Below are 17,826 nucleotides of genomic sequence, written 5' to 3'. Positions count from 1 at the left end.
TTGATGGAGCTTTCTTCCAGGATGAAGTGGAAGAGCGCAAAATTATGGCAGTGCCGATGGTCTTCCAGGACAACAATCATATCGGTCAGGGGCGTATGACGCTGGAAGAAATCATTGCCAAACTGGATAGCAATGCAGCAGCCAAAGATGCAGAAAAACTGAATGCCAAACAAGCCTTTGATGTACTGGTGATTGGTGGAGGACCTGCGGGGAATACCGCCGCGATTTATGCTGCCCGTAAAGGCATTCGTACCGGGATCGTGGCTGAGCGCATGGGCGGTCAGGTCATGGATACTATGGACATTGAAAACTTTACCTCTGTCCAGAAAACTCAAGGTCCGAAGTTTGCAGCAGAAATGGAAGCCCATGTGCGTGAATACGATGTGGACATCATGAACCTGCAGCGTGTCTCAGCGATTAAAGGTGCCGATGAAACCTCCAGTGGTCTGGTAGAAGTCACCCTTGAAAATGGTGCAAAACTTGCCTCAAAAACTGTGGTGCTATCCACAGGTGCTCGCTGGAGAGAGATGAATGTTCCGGGAGAGCAGGAATACAAGACCCGTGGTGTGGCGTATTGTCCGCACTGTGATGGCCCCCTGTTTAAAGGCAAACGTGTTGCCGTGATTGGTGGCGGTAACTCGGGTGTGGAAGCAGCGATTGATCTGGCAGGTCTGGTTGAGCATGTCACCCTGATTGAGTTTGATACCAAACTGCGTGCTGATCAGGTCTTGCAGGACAAGCTGAACAGTCTGCCAAATACCAGCGTTATCAAGAATGCGCTATCTACTGAAGTGCTGGGAGACGGCTCACAGGTCACCGGCCTGAAATACAAGGACCGTGCTACAGATGAAGAGCATGTCGTTGAACTGGCGGGCATCTTCGTACAGATTGGTTTGCTGCCAAATACCGACTTTCTGAAAGGCAGCAAAGTTGAGCTAAGTAACCGCGGTGAGATTGTGATTAATGAGCGCAATGAAACCAGCATGCAAGGTGTGTTTGCTGCGGGTGACTGTACTACAGTTCCCTACAAGCAGATTATCATTGCCACTGGTGAAGGTGCAAAAGCCTCGCTGTCTGCTTTCGATTATATGATACGCTCAGGACAATAAAGAAAATGGCACCAGGAATCCCCAAGTTCCCGGTGCCAGATCACGAACAATATTGTTATTGTTCTTTTTTATTGGAACTCTGGATGCTAACTCCAGAGTTCCTTTTTTTATCTTTTTATTATTGAATCAGCTGCATGTGTCCCCAAGCACATTAGGCTGTTTCTTATCTTTTTATTTTTGTTTTATAACCCTTCTTATTATGCTCTCCCCAAGGTGATCTGTATTAGGCATTAAACAGGTTTAAGCCCTTAAACTTTTGTAGCAACTGTTCCGCTGTTTCACGGTGTTCAGGATGTGGAATAATGCATTCAATTGGGCACACATCCACACAGGTCTGATGTTCGTAAAAACCGACACATTCGGTACAACGGTTGACATCAATTTCATAGACTTTGTCACCCTCATAAATCGCTTCATTCGGACATTCTGCTAAACACATATCGCAATTGATACATTTATCGGTAATCAGTAGTGCCATGCTTAACTCGCCCGATACGCCAGTGAAGAGGCTGAAATGTCTACAGTCGAACTGGGCAGATTACGGATGAGCAGGGCATATTGCATATCTACATCTGCTGGGGCCGGAATCTCGACGATATGCCCCGAGCCTTTGGCATCTTCAATCAGATTACCTTTTTTGTCTTTCATCTCAGTTAAAGTAAAGGTAATGTTGCCTTGAGGAGTCATCAGCTCCAATGAATCACCCACCACAAAACGGTTCTTTACATCAATTTTGATGTAGTCGCCATTATGTTCCAGCACTTCGCCACAGAACTGCTGATGATCGAAACTGGACGAACCATTCTCATAGTTTTGATATTCGCTATGCACATGACGGCGCAGGAAACCTTCGGTATAACCACGATTCGCCAGACCTTCAAGCTGAGTCATCAGTGATGGATCAAAGGGTTTGCCTGCCAGTGCATCATCAATCGCTTTACGATAAATCTGTGCAGTACGCGCACAGTAGAAATAAGACTTGGTCCGACCTTCAATTTTTAAGGAATGTACACCAATTTTGGTGAGACGTTCGACATGCTGGACGGCACGCAAATCTTTGGAATTCATGAAATAAGTGCCGTGTTCATCTTCTTCTGCGGCAAACATGTCTTCTTCGTTGCGCTTTAACAGCACTGGCTCATTGAATTGGTGTTGTGCCTGCAGATGTGCTTCGTCGGCATCTTTGGAGCAGCAGCCTGAATCCAGGTTTTTCACCGGAATGACATCGCCAGTTTCATCTTCCTTGGCATCCAGAACTTTATATTCCCAGCGGCAGGCATTGGTGCAGGCACCCTGATTGGCATCCCGTTTGTTCATATAACCGGATAACATGCAGCGTCCTGAATAGGCCATGCATAATGCCCCATGAACGAAAACTTCAATTTCCATATCAGGCACTTGCTGTTTAATTTCTGCGATTTCTTCAATGGACAGTTCACGTGACAGAATGACACGGGTGAGTCCCATCATCTTCCAGAATTTAACGGTTGCCCAGTTCACGGCATTGGCCTGCACAGACAGGTGAATATCCATATGCGGAAAATGTTCCCGTACCAGCATGATCAGACCGGGATCCGACATGATCAGAGCATCTGGCTGCATGGCTACGACAGGTTCCAGGTCACGGATAAAATTTTTCAGTTTAGAATTGTGAGGCTGGATATTGACCACCACATAAAATTTCTTACCCAGTTTATGGGCTTCTTGAATGCCAATCGCAAGATTGTCATGATCAAATTCATTGTTACGAACACGCAGACTATAACGCGGCTGTCCTGCATAGACTGCATCTGCACCATAAGCAAAAGCGTAGCGCATATTTTTGAGTGAGCCAGCAGGTGAGAGAAGTTCTGTAACGGTCGTGATGCTCATGCTTGATCAAAAGACATAGAAAAAGTATGGCTTTATTCTAATCATCTAAAAACAGGATTCAACCTAGTAAATAACTCGGAATTGGCCAATAGTGCTTGAATTTTGAGCTAAATATACAGCAGTCATTACCTTAAAAATGGAGAGTGAACTCAGCTACCTTCACCCGCTTCCAGCATTTTTAAAATCTGGCAATGGTCGATAGTGGTCGGGGTATTACAGCTTTCCCGCAGTGCCTTCAATTGCTGTTTAAATATATATAACTCTTTAATTTTATTAGAAACATCTGAGAGATGCTGGTCGATAAGCTGATTGACTGCACAGCAGTCCTGATCCGGATTTTGTTCTAGTTGAATCAGATGTTCAATCTCTTTTAGAGACATACCTAAGGCACGACAACGCTTGATAAAAATTAAGCGTTTAAGAGCATCTTCCGTATAATAACGATACTGATTGCTTGCTCGAAAATTCGGCTGAATCAGGCCTTTTTTTTCATAAAAGCGGACAGTGTCGGTGCTGAAACCGGCTTTTTGGGCGACTTCTGAAATTAAATATAAAGACATTTTTATTCCGGGCTTGACCTTGGAGTTACTCCATAGTTTCTAATTAATCTAACCTATTTTTTTAGCTAAAAACACTGGAGATTATAATGGCCTGTAGTTGTAGTCATGAACCTGCTCCTCCCAAGCCCAACAGCAAATTTAGAACGGCATTGTGGATTGCCCTGTTCATTAACCTTGCCATGTTCGTGGTGGAGCTGATAGGTGGGACCTATGCACATTCATCGGCATTATGGGCAGACGCGCTGGACTTTTTTGGAGATGCAGTCAATTACGGCATTTCACTTGCGGTATTAGGTGCAAGTCTGTATTGGCGTGCAACCGTCGCGCTGCTAAAAGGGGTGACCATGGCCTTATTTGGTATTGTCGTGATTGGCAAGGTGATTTATGCCTATCTTCAGGGTATTCCGCCTGAAGCCATTACGATGGGTGTAATTGGAGTGGCCGCCTTGATTGCCAATGTCACTACCGCAGTAATTCTCTATGCCTTTCGTGATGGGGACTCCAATATGAAATCAGTCTGGCTGTGTAGCCGAAATGATGCGATTGGTAATGTCGCGGTGATTCTGGCTGCAATTGGGGTATTGGGTACAGGCAGTTTATGGCCGGATATCATTGTGGCAGTCATTATGGCCAGTTTAGGATTAACTGCAGGCTATCAGATCGTTAAACAGGCGATCAATGAAAGAAAAAATTATACAGTGGTTTAATCTGTATGAAAAAACCGAGCTAAACAGCTCGGTTTTTTTGAGTATGCTTCTAAAGAATCGAAATCTTATTTTTCCACAAAAGCACGTTCAATTACGTAATCGCCTAGAACACCCATACGAGGAGATTCTTTTAAGCCATGCTGGTCTAGCAGTGCGGCAACATCATCAAGGAAGGCCGGGCTACCGCAAAGCATCGCGCGGTCAGTTTCAGGATTGAAACGTGGTAGTCCGATTTTTTCAAACAGCTCACCGCTTTCAATCGCAGTCGTTACGCGGCCCTGGTTTGGATATTCTTCACGGGTTACGGTTGGGTAATAAACCAGTTTTTCACGAATACCCAGCTCTTCAAAGAACTCATGGTTCGGAAGTTCGTTCAGAATCAGGTCCTGATAAGCCAGTTCAGAAATGAAGCGGGTTCCGTGAACCACGATAACTTTTTCAAAACGCTCATACGTTTCAGGATCTCGAATCGTTGCCAGGAACGGTGCAAGCCCTGTACCAGAAGAAAGCAGATACAGGTTTTTACCCGGGTTCAGGTCATCCAGAACCAGTGTACCTGTCGGCTTTTTAGACACCAGGATCTCATCTCCCACTTTTACTTTTTGCAGGATCGAGGTCAGCGGGCCATCGGGTACTTTAATAGAGAAAAACTCTAACTCTTCTTCATAATTTGCGCTTGCAATCGAATATGCACGCATTAACGGCTTGCCGTTCATTTCAAGGCCGATCATCACAAACTGACCGTTTTTAAAACGCAGTGCAGTGTCGCGAGTCGTTTTAAAAGAGAATAAAGTATCATTCCAGTGGTGGACGTGAGTAATCTTTTCGACGTTAAAAGCAGCCATTAAAGGTCTCAATAAATTATCAAATTAGAACAGCTTGCTATTCTAATCTAAAATCATTCTCGATAAACTGAATATATTTAATTGAGCTTATCAGAAAAAGTTATTATGACTGGGTTGAAAATGCCGATTATTGGCTATATGCGTTCTCCTTACAAAGAAAAATTTGGTATTCCTCGTCAGCCTAATCTGGTTCAGGTGGAGAGTTATATTGAAATGACTGGTCCTTATAATGACTTGCTGGCATTTGAAGGAATTGACGCATTTAGTCATCTGTGGCTGGTCTGGCAGTTTCATGCGAACAAGAACCAGCAGCATAGCCAGTTTCGTCCGCAGGTACGGCCACCGCGTCTGGGAGGGAATAAAAAAATTGGGGTATTTGCGACCCGGAGCATGTATCGTCCTGCAGCACTCGGTTTATCGGTTGTAAAACTGAAAGACGTGCAAAAAGTGGGTAAAGATGTCCGTGTGTATGTTACGGGTAGTGACCTGCTAGATGGGACGCCAATTATTGATATTAAGCCTTATATTCAATATTCGGATGCGTTGGTTGATGCGCAAAGTGGTTATGCCCAGGAAGAACCAGCCCGTAAAATTGTGATCTGGAGTGATAAGGCAGAACAGCAAAAGCAGGCTTTACTGGCGGCTCAGAAAATCTTACCCCATACTTTTCAAGAGCTAGAGGAAGTATTATCTCTGGACCCAAGACCCGCCTATCAGGATGATGAAGAACGGATTTATGGGATGAAGTTTGCTGACTTAGATGTGAAGTTTAACTTTCAACAAAGCTGTATAGTCATACAGGAGCTATAAGCTCCTGTATGAATTAGAACCTAAATAATTGGTTCTCAATATCGAGTTTGTGGTGGTGCATTAAAAAACCATCCACCACATCAGAGCAATCAACACTGCCATATGCAGGATTTGTACCGGAACAAAATACAGGGCAAATTTAACGCCGCCAGTCAGCGCCGCATTGACCGATTTTGCCAGTGCATGAGCACCGAGTCCCAAAAGTAGAGCATAAATCAAGTGGCTATTTGAAGGATCTCCCTGAACGGTGACACCAGCCATGGCAGCATGAATTTCGAACAGGGAGGCGAGCAAGGTGCCGGCCAGTAAGCCAGCATTTCCCAACAGCTGTTCCAGTCCATAAACTCCAGCTTGAATCAGGGTTAAAGTCACCGCAATAATTACTGCTTCCTTTAAACTAAACATCCGGCTGTCCGAAGATTCCAGATTTGGACTCGGTTTAGCCTTGCGCAGTAATAAAAATGCACAGGCTGCCAGAATTGCCCCAGCGACCAAGGTAGGCAAGAACAGAATTCTCAGCCAGCTCAAGGATACACCCCCTACCACAACCAACAGTAGCACTAGGGTTGAAATACAGGACATCAGTGCGGCACCCGCATTCGATTTGGCATCCACTTTACTTTTACGTACCTGTAAACCCAAATGCGCAATAGTCGCAGTACTAGAAACGAAGCCCGAAGCAATAGACGACAGCATCAAGGCATTTTTACTCGACAATAAGCGTTTGGCAATATGCGCAAGAGCCTGTACCACTAAGATCAAAGTCAACAGTCTTAAAATCAGATGCGGATTCAGGACTTCGCCCCATAGGGGCTTATCAGGTGTCAGCGGTAAAGCAATCAGAATGAGTGCCAGTAAAAGTATGCCATCTCTAAATTCAGCTTCGCTAATCCATTGTCCGGCAATATTATGCATGGAATGTTTGGCCATCAGAATAATCGTGACCAAGACCGCCAGTCCTGCGGCCAGCGGAATATTCCACAGGCACATGGCCCCAATAAAATAGGTCATCATAAAGGCCAGTTCTGTGGTAATACCGGGATCTTGCAGCTGATTCCGAAGGGAAAACATGACCATTCCACCGACTAACAGGGCGCCTGTCAGACCAATATTCATGCCAAATAAAAAACACAGCGCACCCAACAAGGCACAGAGGGCAAAAGAGCGTAATCCGGCAAAGCTAGGCTGCTGTTCACGCTGTTTATGCCGCTCACGTTCCAGGCCAATCAGCAAACCACAACCAAGCGCGGAAGTGAGGATAGTCAGCAGTTCCTGAAAAGAACCGCTGCTATTGAGAGGCACCACACTAAAATCCATATTAGTCTCAGTCATTTAAAAGACGGTCTGTTTGAAATATAGGCGATAAACTAAACTATGAACAAGCAGGAAAAATTATATTTTGAAATAATCAGCAGGCGTGAAGATGAATTGCTGTGAAAATCTGCCGCTCAACCATGACATGCAGACACAAAATGCGAAAAACAAGAAAAACTTGTTATAGTGAATACTGCTTTGGGGAGCAATAAAACATGAACTTTGATTTTGAAATTGATACAGGCTGGTGCTTAGACCAGTTATTAAAAGATGGCAAAATAGCTGAACGCGACCGGATGCGGGTTCAGACCACCCATCGCCAGCGTGAGCAGATTAAATGGCATCCTTTGCAATGGATTGCACATTTTAATCTGGTCGATCAGTCTCATCCTCAAAGCACCCTTACATTAAACCGTCTATGTCAGTGGTTGGCAGAAAAAACCGGATTAATGTTCTATATCATTGATCCTTTAAAAGCGGACGTACAGGCATTGACCCATGTTATGTCACAGGAGTATGCCGTACGCAACCATATTTTGGCGGTAGAGATTCAGGCAGACAAAGTCCTGATTGCCACGGATCAGCCTTATAAAACTGAATGGGTGTCGAATCTCGAGCAGAATATTTCCCCGAAAAAAATACAACGGGTACTGCTAAATCCGGAACAGCTACAACGTTATATTACTGAATATTATCAGGTCAGTCGCGCTGTCAGCGGCTCACAGAAATCATCAGCCTATGACCGGGAAAATAAAGGCGTAGAAGCCTTATTACAGCTGGGCGATTCACAAAACCCGGATGCCAATGACCAGCATATTGTCAAACTGGTAGACTGGGTGCTGCAATTTGCCTTTGAACAGGGCGCCAGTGATATTCACATGGAGCCGCGCAAAGATACGGGCAAGATTCGTTTTCGAATTGATGGTGTACTGCATACCATTTATAACATGCCGGCCAATACCTTGACTGCGGTCATTTCCCGGATCAAGATTCTGGGCCGGATGAATGTAGCGGAAAAACGTAAACCACAAGATGGTCGTCTAAAAACCCGGACACCCAAAGGACAGGAAACTGAACTGCGTCTGTCAACTTTGCCGACGGCATTTGGTGAAAAACTGGTGATGCGTATTTTCGATCCGGAAGTGCTGGTCAGGAGTTTTCAGCAACTCGGTTTTGAAGGGCATTTGCTCAATGACTGGAATAATCTGACCAACCACAGTCATGGCATTATTCTGGTGACCGGGCCAACGGGTTCCGGTAAAACCACCACCTTATATTCAACCTTGAAGCAGCTGGCGACGGAGCAGGTGAATGTCTGCACCATTGAAGATCCGATCGAGATGCTGGAGCCGAGCTTTAACCAGATGCAGGTTAATAACGGCATCGATTTGGGGTTTGCGGACGGGGTGCGTGCACTGATGCGTCAGGACCCTGACATTATCATGGTGGGGGAGATCCGTGATCAGGACACTGCCAATATGGCGATTCAGGCGGCACTGACCGGTCACTTGGTGCTGTCTACCTTGCATACCAATGATGCGCCGTCGAGTCTGACCCGTTTGCACGATCTGGGGGTGCAACCCTTTCTGACTGCCGCAACGATCCTGGGTGTTCTAGCCCAACGTCTGGTACGAAAACTATGCCCGCATTGCAAGCAGGAAAGCTTCCTGAATGAACAGGAATGGCAACATCTAGCCACGGATTATCCTTTGCCACGACCGGAATTTGTCTTTAACGCGGTGGGCTGCGAAGAATGCCGGCATACCGGCTACAAAGGCCGTATCGGGATTTATGAGTTTATGCCATTGAGTCTGGCCACCAAACAGCTGATCGGGGCCGATGCGAACCTGAACCAGTTGCGTCAGCAGGCGAAAAAGGAAGGAGTAGAGCCGCTCAGAATTGCCGGGGCACGTAAGATTCTGGAAGGTGTGACCACACTGGAAGAAGTCCTGAGAGTCGTGCCTTTAACTTAATTTTAAAAATGAAGCCATCTTCAGATTCAATTCATCTTCGGCTGTTTTAATAGCATCATCGAAATAAGGTAACTTTAAAGAGGTAACTGCAATGAAAATGATGATAAATACAGTTCTGGCAGCTGCATTGATGGGTTCTATTGCCACCGCTACGATAGCAAGTAGTGACACCGCTGTGAATCAGGCCGCTTTTGCTCAATCGACTACGGTCAAACAGGCGCTGGCCATGAAAGATGACAGCAAGGTCCAGCTGAAAGGGTATGTAGTCAAAGCAGTCGGTGATGAAAAATACCAGTTCCGTGACAGCACCGGAACCATTACGGTTGAGATTGATGACGAACTTTGGCAGGGCAAACCAATTTCAGCCAAAACACCGGTAATCATCACAGGTGAAATCGATATTGATTATAAACCGGCCAAACGTGTTGAAATTGAGGTTGACCAGGTTCGTTTCTAATATCGCCTGATTTGCTGGAACCAGCTTGAACACAGCAACAAAAAACCACATGCAAGTTACCAAAAAGCATGTGGTTTTTTTGAGTCTGTAACTTTTTCAAGGCAAGATAGAACAAGGAAGCAAATGGAGCAGAGTATGCGTATTCTTTTGGCGGAAGATGACTCCTCTCAGGCAGACAGTATCCAGACCTGGCTGGAGATGGATGGCTATGTGATTGACCGGGTCGAGCGCGGTGATCATGCGATTCTGGCAATTGAGCAGCACCAGTATGACTGCATTTTACTGGATCGTGGTCTGCCGAAGGCCAACGGAGATGAGATTCTTAAAAATTTGCGCAGTCGACAGAAAGATACTCCGGTTATTTTTATTACCGCCAAAGACAGTATTGATGATCGGGTAGAAGGGCTGGATTTAGGCGCCAATGATTATCTGGTCAAACCTTTTAGTCTGGAAGAGTTGTCGGCCCGGGTGCGCGCCCAGCTCAGACTTCGACAGCAAACTCCGAATCATATTCTGCACTGGCAGGATCTCAGTCTCGACACTCAGGCCAAGACCCTGCACAAAGCCGGTCAGAATATTAACCTGACGGCAAAGGAATTCCAGATTCTGTATAAGCTGATGCAGCAGCCTGAACATATTGTCACCCGTGAACAGCTGGAAGAGTCGCTTTATGCTTGGGGCGATGAAATTGAAAGCAATGCCATCGAAGTATTTATTTACCAGTTGCGTAAAAAAATCGGCAGCCAGATGATTAAAACCCTTCGCGGTTTGGGTTATCGCATGTATAAACCGGAAACATAATTATGTCAGCGCCTATTTCCCTGCAAACCCGGTTGATTCAACACGCTCTGTTCAGTTCTATATTGGCAGGGCTGTTGGCGTGGTTGCTCTCTTTGGGAATCTCCAGTTATCAGGCGATCCAGCTGCATGATGACCTGATGCAGCAGATTTCCGAGCTTCTATTGGGCGATCTGACCCAGATGAAAGATACCCAGGTGGATGAAATTAGTGAGCAGTTTGACATCCAGTATGCGTTATTACTGGATCAGAAGATTCTTACCACTTCGGTTGAGCATGAACTATTAACTGAAATACCGCTTGTGCAGAAAAACGGCTTTCACTTTGCTTATGAACAAGGCCATTTTATTCGGATTCTTAACGCTGAAGATGACGGTTTGCAGGTTAAGGTAGTACAGCCGCTGTCGGTACGCTTTGAAGAACTCTGGCAAACGACTTTAAGTTTTCTTGGTATTTTACTGGTGTTATGGTTATTACAATGGTTAATTTTATATATTGCGATCAAACGTCAGTTAAGGCCGTTAAATAAAATTTCCCGGGCCATTGCATTCAAATCTGCTCAGGATCTCAGCCCGATCGATCGTCCAGAACCTGAAATTACGGAGCTGCAGCCGATTGTACGTCAGTTGAATGCCATGCTCGGCCGGCTGGAAAAATCACTGACTGCCGAACAGCGTTTTACCGCAGATGCTTCCCATGAACTGCGTTCGCCACTTTCTGCGATTCAGATGCGCTTACAGGTGCTGAAACGTCAATATCAGGATGATGCATCATTAGCTCATGCCTTGCAGCTGATCCAAAATGATGTCAATCGCGGCACGCTGGTACTGGAAAATCTGCTCTTGCTGGCACGACTCGATCCGGAGCGGGCAGAACAACTACCCAAACAGGCTGTCAATCTTAAACTTCTGGTTCAGGATGCTTTGCAAGCCTTACAACCAGTGGCTCAGGAAAAAAACATCCATTGGAATTTATGGCTTGAAGATGCCGTGATTGAAGCCAATGCAGAACTTATTTTTAGTTGTATCCGCAATCTGCTGGATAATGCCATCCGTTACACACCAGTCCAAGGACAGGTGGACATTCGAACCAATATCCAGCAACAGCAGATCCAGTTGCTGATCGAAAATTCAGGTGAGGGTATGGCGGCTGAAGTTATAGAACGTTTGGGTGAGCGTTTCTATCGTGCCTTGGGCACTCAAACGCAAGGTTCAGGCTTGGGCCTGTCTATTTGTCAAAAGATTATGCAGCTGCATGCTGCCAGAATAGATTATGCAGCCTCAGATTTGGGCGGGCTGAAAGTGTCATTAAGCTTTGCAGGTCAGGTGCAGAATTTAAAGTCACGCCAATAAAAAAAGCAGTAGGCGCTGATTCATACTGCTTGTTCCCACGTTGGTTATTATTGCACTATGCTAATTATTTCGTAAGAATGAGTCGGTTGTTGCGAGTCAGGCGCAAACGGTATTCCTCACCAGCATGCATGATTCGGATTTCACGGCCAAGAGCAAAAAGATTATTTGAGTGCAGCATGGGCAAGGTATGGTGAGTTTCGGTATTGCGAGTAAACAAGCTAAATGGTGCATTCATTCCATCGACTCCGTGGTGTATTTTGGATTGGTTTAAATGATAATCATTATCAAATTGGTCTGTCAACGGAATATTGAATAATTTATAAAAAGCTCTAATTTGCTTACAATCTGTAAAACTTTCATGGTTCATCATATTATGTCTAAACCTACCATTCATGTCGCAATTGCAATCTTGTTTTATCAAAATCAGATCCTGGTTGGCTGGCGTGAAGCCGAGCAACATCAGGGGAACAAGTCTGAATTTCCAGGCGGTAAAGTAGAGCAAGGTGAATCACCGCTTGAGGCATGTCGACGTGAGGTTCTTGAAGAGGTGGGAATTGATCTAGATGTCTGGCATGCGTTTGATTTTATTTTGCATGAATATGAAGATGTCATTGTCAATTTACATATTTTCCATAGCTCGGTGTCATCTGAACAGTTGGCGCATATTAAAGCACCTTGGGGCTGGTATCGTCGTGAACAGCTCAGCCAGCTGAATTTTCCTAAAGCCAATCAGGCCATGATTCAAAAGCTGCAATGGCCACAGAGAATAAAAATTTCTGACGACCTGAATGTTTTAAATCATCTTGAGGCCAATCAAATGCTGTATTGGCGGGTAGAGGCCAGTCCTGAGCGAGTAATGCAACTGCAACAACTGCCGATTGAGCAGCTATCTAAATTGATTGTTAATCAGGCTATGTGGGAGCAATTGAATGAATTACAGCAGCACACCATTCGCAGCATTCATTTAAAACAGTCGCAATTAATGGCCTTGCAAAAAGGGGAGCTTCACTGTGGTTACCGCTATATTGCTGCCTGTCATGACTTGAAGGCATTAATCCAGGCGCAGCAGATTGGCTGTGAAGCGGCTTTACTCAGTCCAGTGCTGGTCACAGCGACACATCCCGATACCCCTGCACTCGGCTGGGAACAGTTCATGGAGATGGCAGAACAGGTACAAATTCCGGTATTTGCCCTTGGCGGGATGAAAGCGGAAGATCTGAGCTATGCACAAGCTCAACATGCTTATGGCATTGCCGGAATTCGCCATATGTAAGACATTCACATACAGCGTTCAGTAGTTGACAAGGCAGGCCCTAATATTTGCTGAGGGCCTGGCGGGCTTGCTGAATGGCTGTGCTATTTTTCTGCTGTTGAGCCGCTTTCAGGCGAACTTGCCAGAGCTGCTTTTTCATGGCCTTGGACTGGGCATAACTCAGACCACGCAAAGCAAAAGCATCGGCGCGGGCGGGCTGGTTGGTGCGGTTGGCAATCATTCCCAGATAGAGATAGGTTTCAGGCGCTTGAGGTGCCAGACGCTGGGCTTGCAATACAGTGGTTTCAGCCTGAGCAAACTGCTGCTTGCTATACGCTTGCTGGGTTTGTTGCATCAGCTTTTTAAAGGCAGGCAGATTGCGGCCATCATTAAATTTTTGTGCCTGTGGTTTCTGCTCAGGAAGGATAATCTTTTGACGTTTAATTTCCGGGCGGTCATAAGGACGAATCACCACACCATCTGGTGTGGCAACTTTCGGCTGCTCCTGTGCCGGTTTAGCCGGGGTAAGAGGCTGCTCCGGTTCGGAAATGGTCTGGCAGCCCACCAGACCGAGAATGAGCAGACCAGGAATGACTTTATCTAACATGATGACAGGCTCAATTATTGACTATAACTTCCACTCGAGATAATACGGGTTTCGCTAGACAGATCACGTTCTATTTCTGTTTCAGTTTCTTGTATATAGCGGCTGATTTCATCCATTTCTTCAGTTTCAGCAGGTTCTGAGTCAATGGTATAAGGTTCAGTGGCATAGTGCGATATACCACACGCCGTAGCCTGATTCGGTATGGCATGGCTGGAGATTGGAATATACATGGCACCTTCACAACCTTGTGCAGATAACTGTCCTGTATAGCGGTCTAGCCAGTGCCATTGAATCTCATTCGGTTGTGCCAGATTAACCGGTTTTTGACGCAGCTGCTTCATCACATTGGTCCAAGCCGGCAGGGCACCCGAAGAGCCGGTTAAACCGGTTGTCTTGTTATCATCTAAGCCCAACCAGACCACAGCCATATAGTTACCGGAATACCCTGCAAACCAGGAGTCACGTGTGTCGTTGGTGGTTCCCGATTTTCCGGCCAGATTCAGGCTACGTGGCAGGCTGTTATAGGCTGCACGGCCAGTCCCGCTATTCATAACCTGCTGCAAGCCATAATTCAGCGCATAGGCCGATGCCGGATTAATTGTCGGCTGTACATCCAGGCTATAGCGATCCAGAGATTTGCCATTGGCATCCACCACTGAACGAATCGCTTTGACCGGATATTTAAAGCCGCCAGTCGCGAAGTTGCCATAAATGTTCATCACTTCCATCGGTGACAGATCGACTGCACCTAAAAAGATGGATGGATAAGGCGGAATATCCGAGCTCACACCAAATTTTTTCAGATGATTGATAAAGGAGGATAGACCGAATTCTTGTCCTAAACGTACCGTAGACAGGTTATAGGATTGAGACAGGGCTTGTACCATCGGCACCACACCATATTCACGCCCACTATAGTTTTTAGGAGTCCAGGCTTTGCCATCACTTTGGATACTGAGCTGGCTATCCTCAATCTGGCTGGCCCAGTGATAGCGGTTAGACTCCAGAGCAGTGAGATAAATGACCGGTTTCAATAAAGAACCGACCTGACGCTTGGCATCCAGCGCACGGTTAAAGCCGGTAAAATCCTGAGTAGACCCGACAGCTGCGACCAGCTCACCATTTTCAGGATGTGCCACCAAAACAGCGCCCTGTAAATCTTTCAGGCGACGCGGATTGGATTTACTTAAACTGCCTACCGTATTTTTGAAACTCTCCTGAATGCGCATTTGTGCCAGTGGATCAAGCGTCGTGAAAATCCGCAGGCCTTGATTGGTCAGATCGGCTTCCTGATAATCGGTACGCAGCTGACGACGCACAATGTCAAGAAAATCCGGGAAGCGCGCCGGACCTAAGGTCGGCTTGGCAATCACATTCAGCGGACGTGCCGTTTCAGTTTCATACTGTTCCTGAGTCAGATAACCCATGACTTGCATATTGTTCAAGACAATATCACGACGCTTTTTAGCAGCTTCTGGATTACGCCACGGGTTATATAAACTCGGGCCCTGGACCAGACCGACCAGAAATGCTTGCTGGGAGATATTTAATTCACGTAGAGGAAGGCCAAAATAGAACTGTGAGGCCAGACCGTAACCATTAATAGAATAACTCCCGTTTTGGCCCAGATTTACTTCATTTAAATAGGCTTCCAGAATTTCATCTTTACTGTAGTGCAACTCAATCAGCATGGCCATAAAGGCTTCATTCACCTTACGCTTTAAGGTGCGTTCAGGGGTGAGATAGAAGTTCTTGACCAGTTGCTGGGTCAGGGTTGAACCACCCTGACGTTTACCCCCGGTAATATTGCTGACCACCGCACGGGCAATACCACGCGGCGACACCCCATGATGATGGTAGAAGTTACGGTCTTCCGTGGCAATGAGTGCTTCAATCAGCGGTTTAGGAACCTTATTAAGCTTAATCAGAACCCGGTCTTCATTATGCTGCGGATAAATACCGCCGATTAATAAAGGTTCTAAACGGGCAATTCCTGAGCTGGAAGGCTTGGTTGCACTGACATCACTGATCTGTTCGCCGTTGAAGCTGACTTTTAGGACTTGTTCCGGTTCAACCCGGTCACCAAAATCAAAGCCACGGGTATGTACATATAAGATATTCCCCGTACTGACAAAGCTGCCCGATTTGGCATAGCTGTCAGAGTTTTTATAGCCTAATAGTTTTAATTCTTGCTGTACGTCCTGCTGGCTGACTGGCGCATTGACATAAACTTCCATCGGGCGTGCAAATACTTTGGCCGGAATATCCCAGCGCTGGCCTTCAAACTTGTCGCGTACTATATTATCTAGACGAATCAAATAGATACTAAAAGCAACGAAGGCGGAAATGACGAGAATGGAGAAGAGTAAGGCGAGCAGACCCAGGCCACGTTCAGACTTCATAAATAATGATAAGATCCTGTGAAATTGTGCTAATCATGCGAAGCTTTTCATTATTTTGCAATAATTATTCAAGTATTGTGATTAAAATTAAAATCTAAAACCACAATTTCTCCTTAATTGGAGACTGTTGACACTTTATACATGCAGTGTGCTGTAACTAAAACCGAGCACACCAGGCATGAAATGAAGGAAATAACGAGACTTGCCAAGTTTTATAGCGAAAGCCGAGAGCGTCTTCGCTATGGCCTTTCAGGACAAACCTGTTTTTTGCTGCTATCTCGTTTATGGGATATTCCTTTAAAATGGCTAAGTCTTTGAACTCAGGCCTGATATCAGCTAAAAAATCTTGCGCGATATCTTTCTTAAGGTCGCACACATAGATAAAGTGTCAACAGATCTTAAATATATATCAAAGAAACGAAGACATAATCAGCCTGCTTTATAAATTGTCAACCGGGTATGGCTTAATGTTATGATAGCGAAGATTCGTAATGGAGCGACGATACTGGTGCAAATTTCCCATAAGACATTTCGAAATATCGGGTTAATAGGACGTCCTGATAAATCATCTGTGGTTGAAACCTTATGTCTTATCCATGATCATCTGCTAAACCTCGGTCTGCATCCGGTATTTGATGCTGATACTGCTGAGCTGGTGCCTTATCAGAATACGCAAACGGTCAGCCGGGCCTTACTGGGTGAAGTGGTCGATCTGGTGATTGTGGTAGGCGGTGATGGTTCACTGCTGCATGCAGCACGTGCACTGGTCAAGTACAATACCCCGGTCATCGGAGTAAACCGTGGACGTTTGGGTTTTCTCACTGATATCAAGCCTACAGAAGTGATCTTTAAGCTGGATCAGGTGTTAAAAGGGGATTTTCAGACCGAACGCCGTTTTCTGCTAGAAGTGGAAATCCGCTCCAAAGGCGAAATTATTTACGATGCCATTGCCCTGAATGATATTGTTTTACACTCGGGTAAATCGGTACATATGATCGATTTTGAGCTGAATATTGATGGACAGTATGTCTACCGTCAGCACAGTGATGGCCTGATTGTAGCGACTCCAACCGGCTCAACTGCTTATGCCTTGTCAGGTGGTGGACCCATTTTGAATCCAAGTATGGATGCCATTGTGTTAGTGCCTATGCATCCACATACTTTATCTTCCCGACCGATTGTGGTGGGGGGACATAGCGAAGTGAAATTACTAATTCGTGAAAATCGCGTACTGCCGATGGTGAGTGCGGATGGACAACACAGCGTGTCTTTGAATATTGACGATAGCGTCCATATTCGTAAGCATCCATTTAAACTGAATCTTCTGCATCCGCCAGGTTATGACTTCTATAATGCGTGTCGAACCAAACTGGGCTGGAACCAGGACTTTGATTATTTTAAGCAGGATTAAACATGAATATTGAACAAATGCTTGCCGTACTCAATCCTGAAATTGTTGAGCGCCTGAGAACAGCAATTGAGATTGGAAAATGGCCAAATGGTGTGGCATTAACCGAAGAACAGCGCCAGACCTGTATGCAAGCCGTCTATGCCTGGGAAATTAAGCATCTGCCGGAAACTGAGCGTAGTGGCTATATTGACCGCGGGACCAAAGAGGAAGGCGAGCAATGTGATGATGATCATCACAAAAATGAACCAGAATTCAAGCCGATCCGTTTTGTATAATCTGGCCCGACATTTTTAAAGAAGTGTTGAAAGCTAAAAAGCATTGTGATATTCACAATGCTTTTTTTATGGGCGCAGAGAT

The 17,826-nt window shown here is 45.6% G+C and carries 18 protein-coding genes; 10 read left to right on the top strand and 8 right to left on the bottom strand.

What is annotated here, in order from left to right:
* A partial coding sequence (gene ahpF / locus NI467_RS12290; RefSeq protein ID WP_253153212.1) for an alkyl hydroperoxide reductase subunit F occupies positions 1-1,109 on the top strand: 1,109 nt, incomplete at its 5' end.
* 223 nt (positions 1,110-1,332) lie between these two features.
* On the opposite strand, the gene NI467_RS12285 is transcribed toward ahpF, so the two are convergent.
* The 3 genes from NI467_RS12285 to NI467_RS12275 form a co-directional block, all read right to left on the bottom strand.
* On the bottom strand, positions 1,333-1,587 hold the full coding sequence (locus NI467_RS12285; RefSeq protein WP_151204656.1) for a YfhL family 4Fe-4S dicluster ferredoxin: 255 nt from the start codon (positions 1,585-1,587) through the stop codon (positions 1,333-1,335).
* 2 nt (positions 1,588-1,589) lie between these two features.
* Positions 1,590-2,981 carry a tRNA 5-hydroxyuridine modification protein YegQ gene (yegQ, locus tag NI467_RS12280; RefSeq protein ID WP_253153210.1) on the bottom strand — a complete coding sequence of 464 codons (1,392 nt, stop codon included), beginning with the start codon at positions 2,979-2,981 and terminating at the stop codon, positions 1,590-1,592.
* A 149-nt stretch (positions 2,982-3,130) separates the two neighbouring features.
* Positions 3,131-3,541 carry a Cd(II)/Pb(II)-responsive transcriptional regulator gene (locus NI467_RS12275; RefSeq protein WP_151204654.1) on the bottom strand — a complete coding sequence of 137 codons (411 nt, stop codon included), beginning with the start codon at positions 3,539-3,541 and terminating at the stop codon, positions 3,131-3,133.
* A gap of 86 nt (positions 3,542-3,627) precedes the next feature.
* On the opposite strand from NI467_RS12275, the gene NI467_RS12270 reads away from it, so the two are divergent.
* Positions 3,628-4,248, top strand: coding sequence for a cation transporter (locus tag NI467_RS12270; RefSeq protein WP_151204653.1), 621 nt, complete (start codon positions 3,628-3,630; stop codon positions 4,246-4,248).
* A gap of 65 nt (positions 4,249-4,313) precedes the next feature.
* Here NI467_RS12270 and NI467_RS12265 read toward each other — a convergent pair whose 3' ends face one another.
* Positions 4,314-5,093 carry a ferredoxin--NADP reductase gene (locus tag NI467_RS12265; protein ID WP_151204652.1) on the bottom strand — a complete coding sequence of 260 codons (780 nt, stop codon included), beginning with the start codon at positions 5,091-5,093 and terminating at the stop codon, positions 4,314-4,316.
* Between the two features lie 105 nt (positions 5,094-5,198).
* Here NI467_RS12265 and tsaA point away from each other — a divergent pair, with 105 nt between their 5' ends.
* A complete protein-coding gene (gene tsaA, locus NI467_RS12260; RefSeq protein WP_253153208.1) occupies positions 5,199-5,903 on the top strand; it encodes a tRNA (N6-threonylcarbamoyladenosine(37)-N6)-methyltransferase TrmO in 705 nt (234 codons plus the stop codon).
* Between the two features lie 60 nt (positions 5,904-5,963).
* On the opposite strand, the gene NI467_RS12255 is transcribed toward tsaA, so the two are convergent.
* The gene (locus NI467_RS12255; protein WP_151204670.1) at positions 5,964-7,220 is read right to left on the bottom strand and encodes an MgtC/SapB family protein; all 1,257 of its coding nucleotides are present in this window, start codon (positions 7,218-7,220) and stop codon (positions 5,964-5,966) included.
* Positions 7,221-7,432: 212 nt separating this feature from the next.
* On the opposite strand from NI467_RS12255, the gene NI467_RS12250 reads away from it, so the two are divergent.
* From NI467_RS12250 to NI467_RS12235, 4 genes are all read left to right on the top strand, one after another.
* Positions 7,433-9,190 (top strand): GspE/PulE family protein, encoded by a 1,758-nt coding sequence (locus NI467_RS12250; RefSeq protein ID WP_253153205.1) that lies wholly within the window; start codon positions 7,433-7,435, stop codon positions 9,188-9,190.
* Between the two features lie 91 nt (positions 9,191-9,281).
* Complete coding sequence (locus NI467_RS12245) at positions 9,282-9,647, top strand: NirD/YgiW/YdeI family stress tolerance protein (RefSeq protein WP_151205562.1); 366 nt, start codon at positions 9,282-9,284, stop codon at positions 9,645-9,647.
* A gap of 135 nt (positions 9,648-9,782) precedes the next feature.
* Positions 9,783-10,448 (top strand): response regulator transcription factor, encoded by a 666-nt coding sequence (locus NI467_RS12240; RefSeq protein WP_151205561.1) that lies wholly within the window; start codon positions 9,783-9,785, stop codon positions 10,446-10,448.
* A 2-nt stretch (positions 10,449-10,450) separates the two neighbouring features.
* A complete protein-coding gene (locus NI467_RS12235; RefSeq protein ID WP_253153197.1) occupies positions 10,451-11,797 on the top strand; it encodes an ATP-binding protein in 1,347 nt (448 codons plus the stop codon).
* Positions 11,798-11,861: 64 nt separating this feature from the next.
* Here NI467_RS12235 and hemP read toward each other — a convergent pair whose 3' ends face one another.
* Positions 11,862-12,032 (bottom strand): hemin uptake protein HemP, encoded by a 171-nt coding sequence (hemP, locus tag NI467_RS12230; protein WP_151205563.1) that lies wholly within the window; start codon positions 12,030-12,032, stop codon positions 11,862-11,864.
* 138 nt (positions 12,033-12,170) lie between these two features.
* Here hemP and NI467_RS12225 point away from each other — a divergent pair, with 138 nt between their 5' ends.
* Positions 12,171-13,070, top strand: coding sequence for an NUDIX domain-containing protein (locus tag NI467_RS12225; RefSeq protein WP_253153196.1), 900 nt, complete (start codon positions 12,171-12,173; stop codon positions 13,068-13,070).
* A 40-nt stretch (positions 13,071-13,110) separates the two neighbouring features.
* Here NI467_RS12225 and NI467_RS12220 read toward each other — a convergent pair whose 3' ends face one another.
* Positions 13,111-13,656 (bottom strand): tetratricopeptide repeat protein, encoded by a 546-nt coding sequence (locus NI467_RS12220; protein ID WP_253153194.1) that lies wholly within the window; start codon positions 13,654-13,656, stop codon positions 13,111-13,113.
* 14 nt (positions 13,657-13,670) lie between these two features.
* Entirely contained in the window at positions 13,671-16,058 is a 2,388-nt protein-coding gene (mrcB, locus tag NI467_RS12215; RefSeq protein WP_253153192.1) for a penicillin-binding protein 1B, read from the bottom strand.
* A gap of 472 nt (positions 16,059-16,530) precedes the next feature.
* Between mrcB and NI467_RS12210 the strand changes: the two genes are divergently transcribed.
* Positions 16,531-17,469 carry an NAD(+) kinase gene (locus tag NI467_RS12210; RefSeq protein WP_151205150.1) on the top strand — a complete coding sequence of 313 codons (939 nt, stop codon included), beginning with the start codon at positions 16,531-16,533 and terminating at the stop codon, positions 17,467-17,469.
* 2 nt (positions 17,470-17,471) lie between these two features.
* Complete coding sequence (locus NI467_RS12205; RefSeq protein ID WP_151205149.1) at positions 17,472-17,744, top strand: YeaC family protein; 273 nt, start codon at positions 17,472-17,474, stop codon at positions 17,742-17,744.
* Positions 17,745-17,826 lie beyond the last annotated feature (82 nt).

It is taken from the genome of Acinetobacter sp. S4397-1 (genome assembly GCF_024129285.1).
Lineage (GTDB): Bacteria > Pseudomonadota > Gammaproteobacteria > Pseudomonadales > Moraxellaceae > Acinetobacter > Acinetobacter lwoffii_C.
The sequence above is the reverse complement of the archived record's forward strand: the minus strand, read 5'-3'. Positions and strand labels throughout refer to the sequence as shown.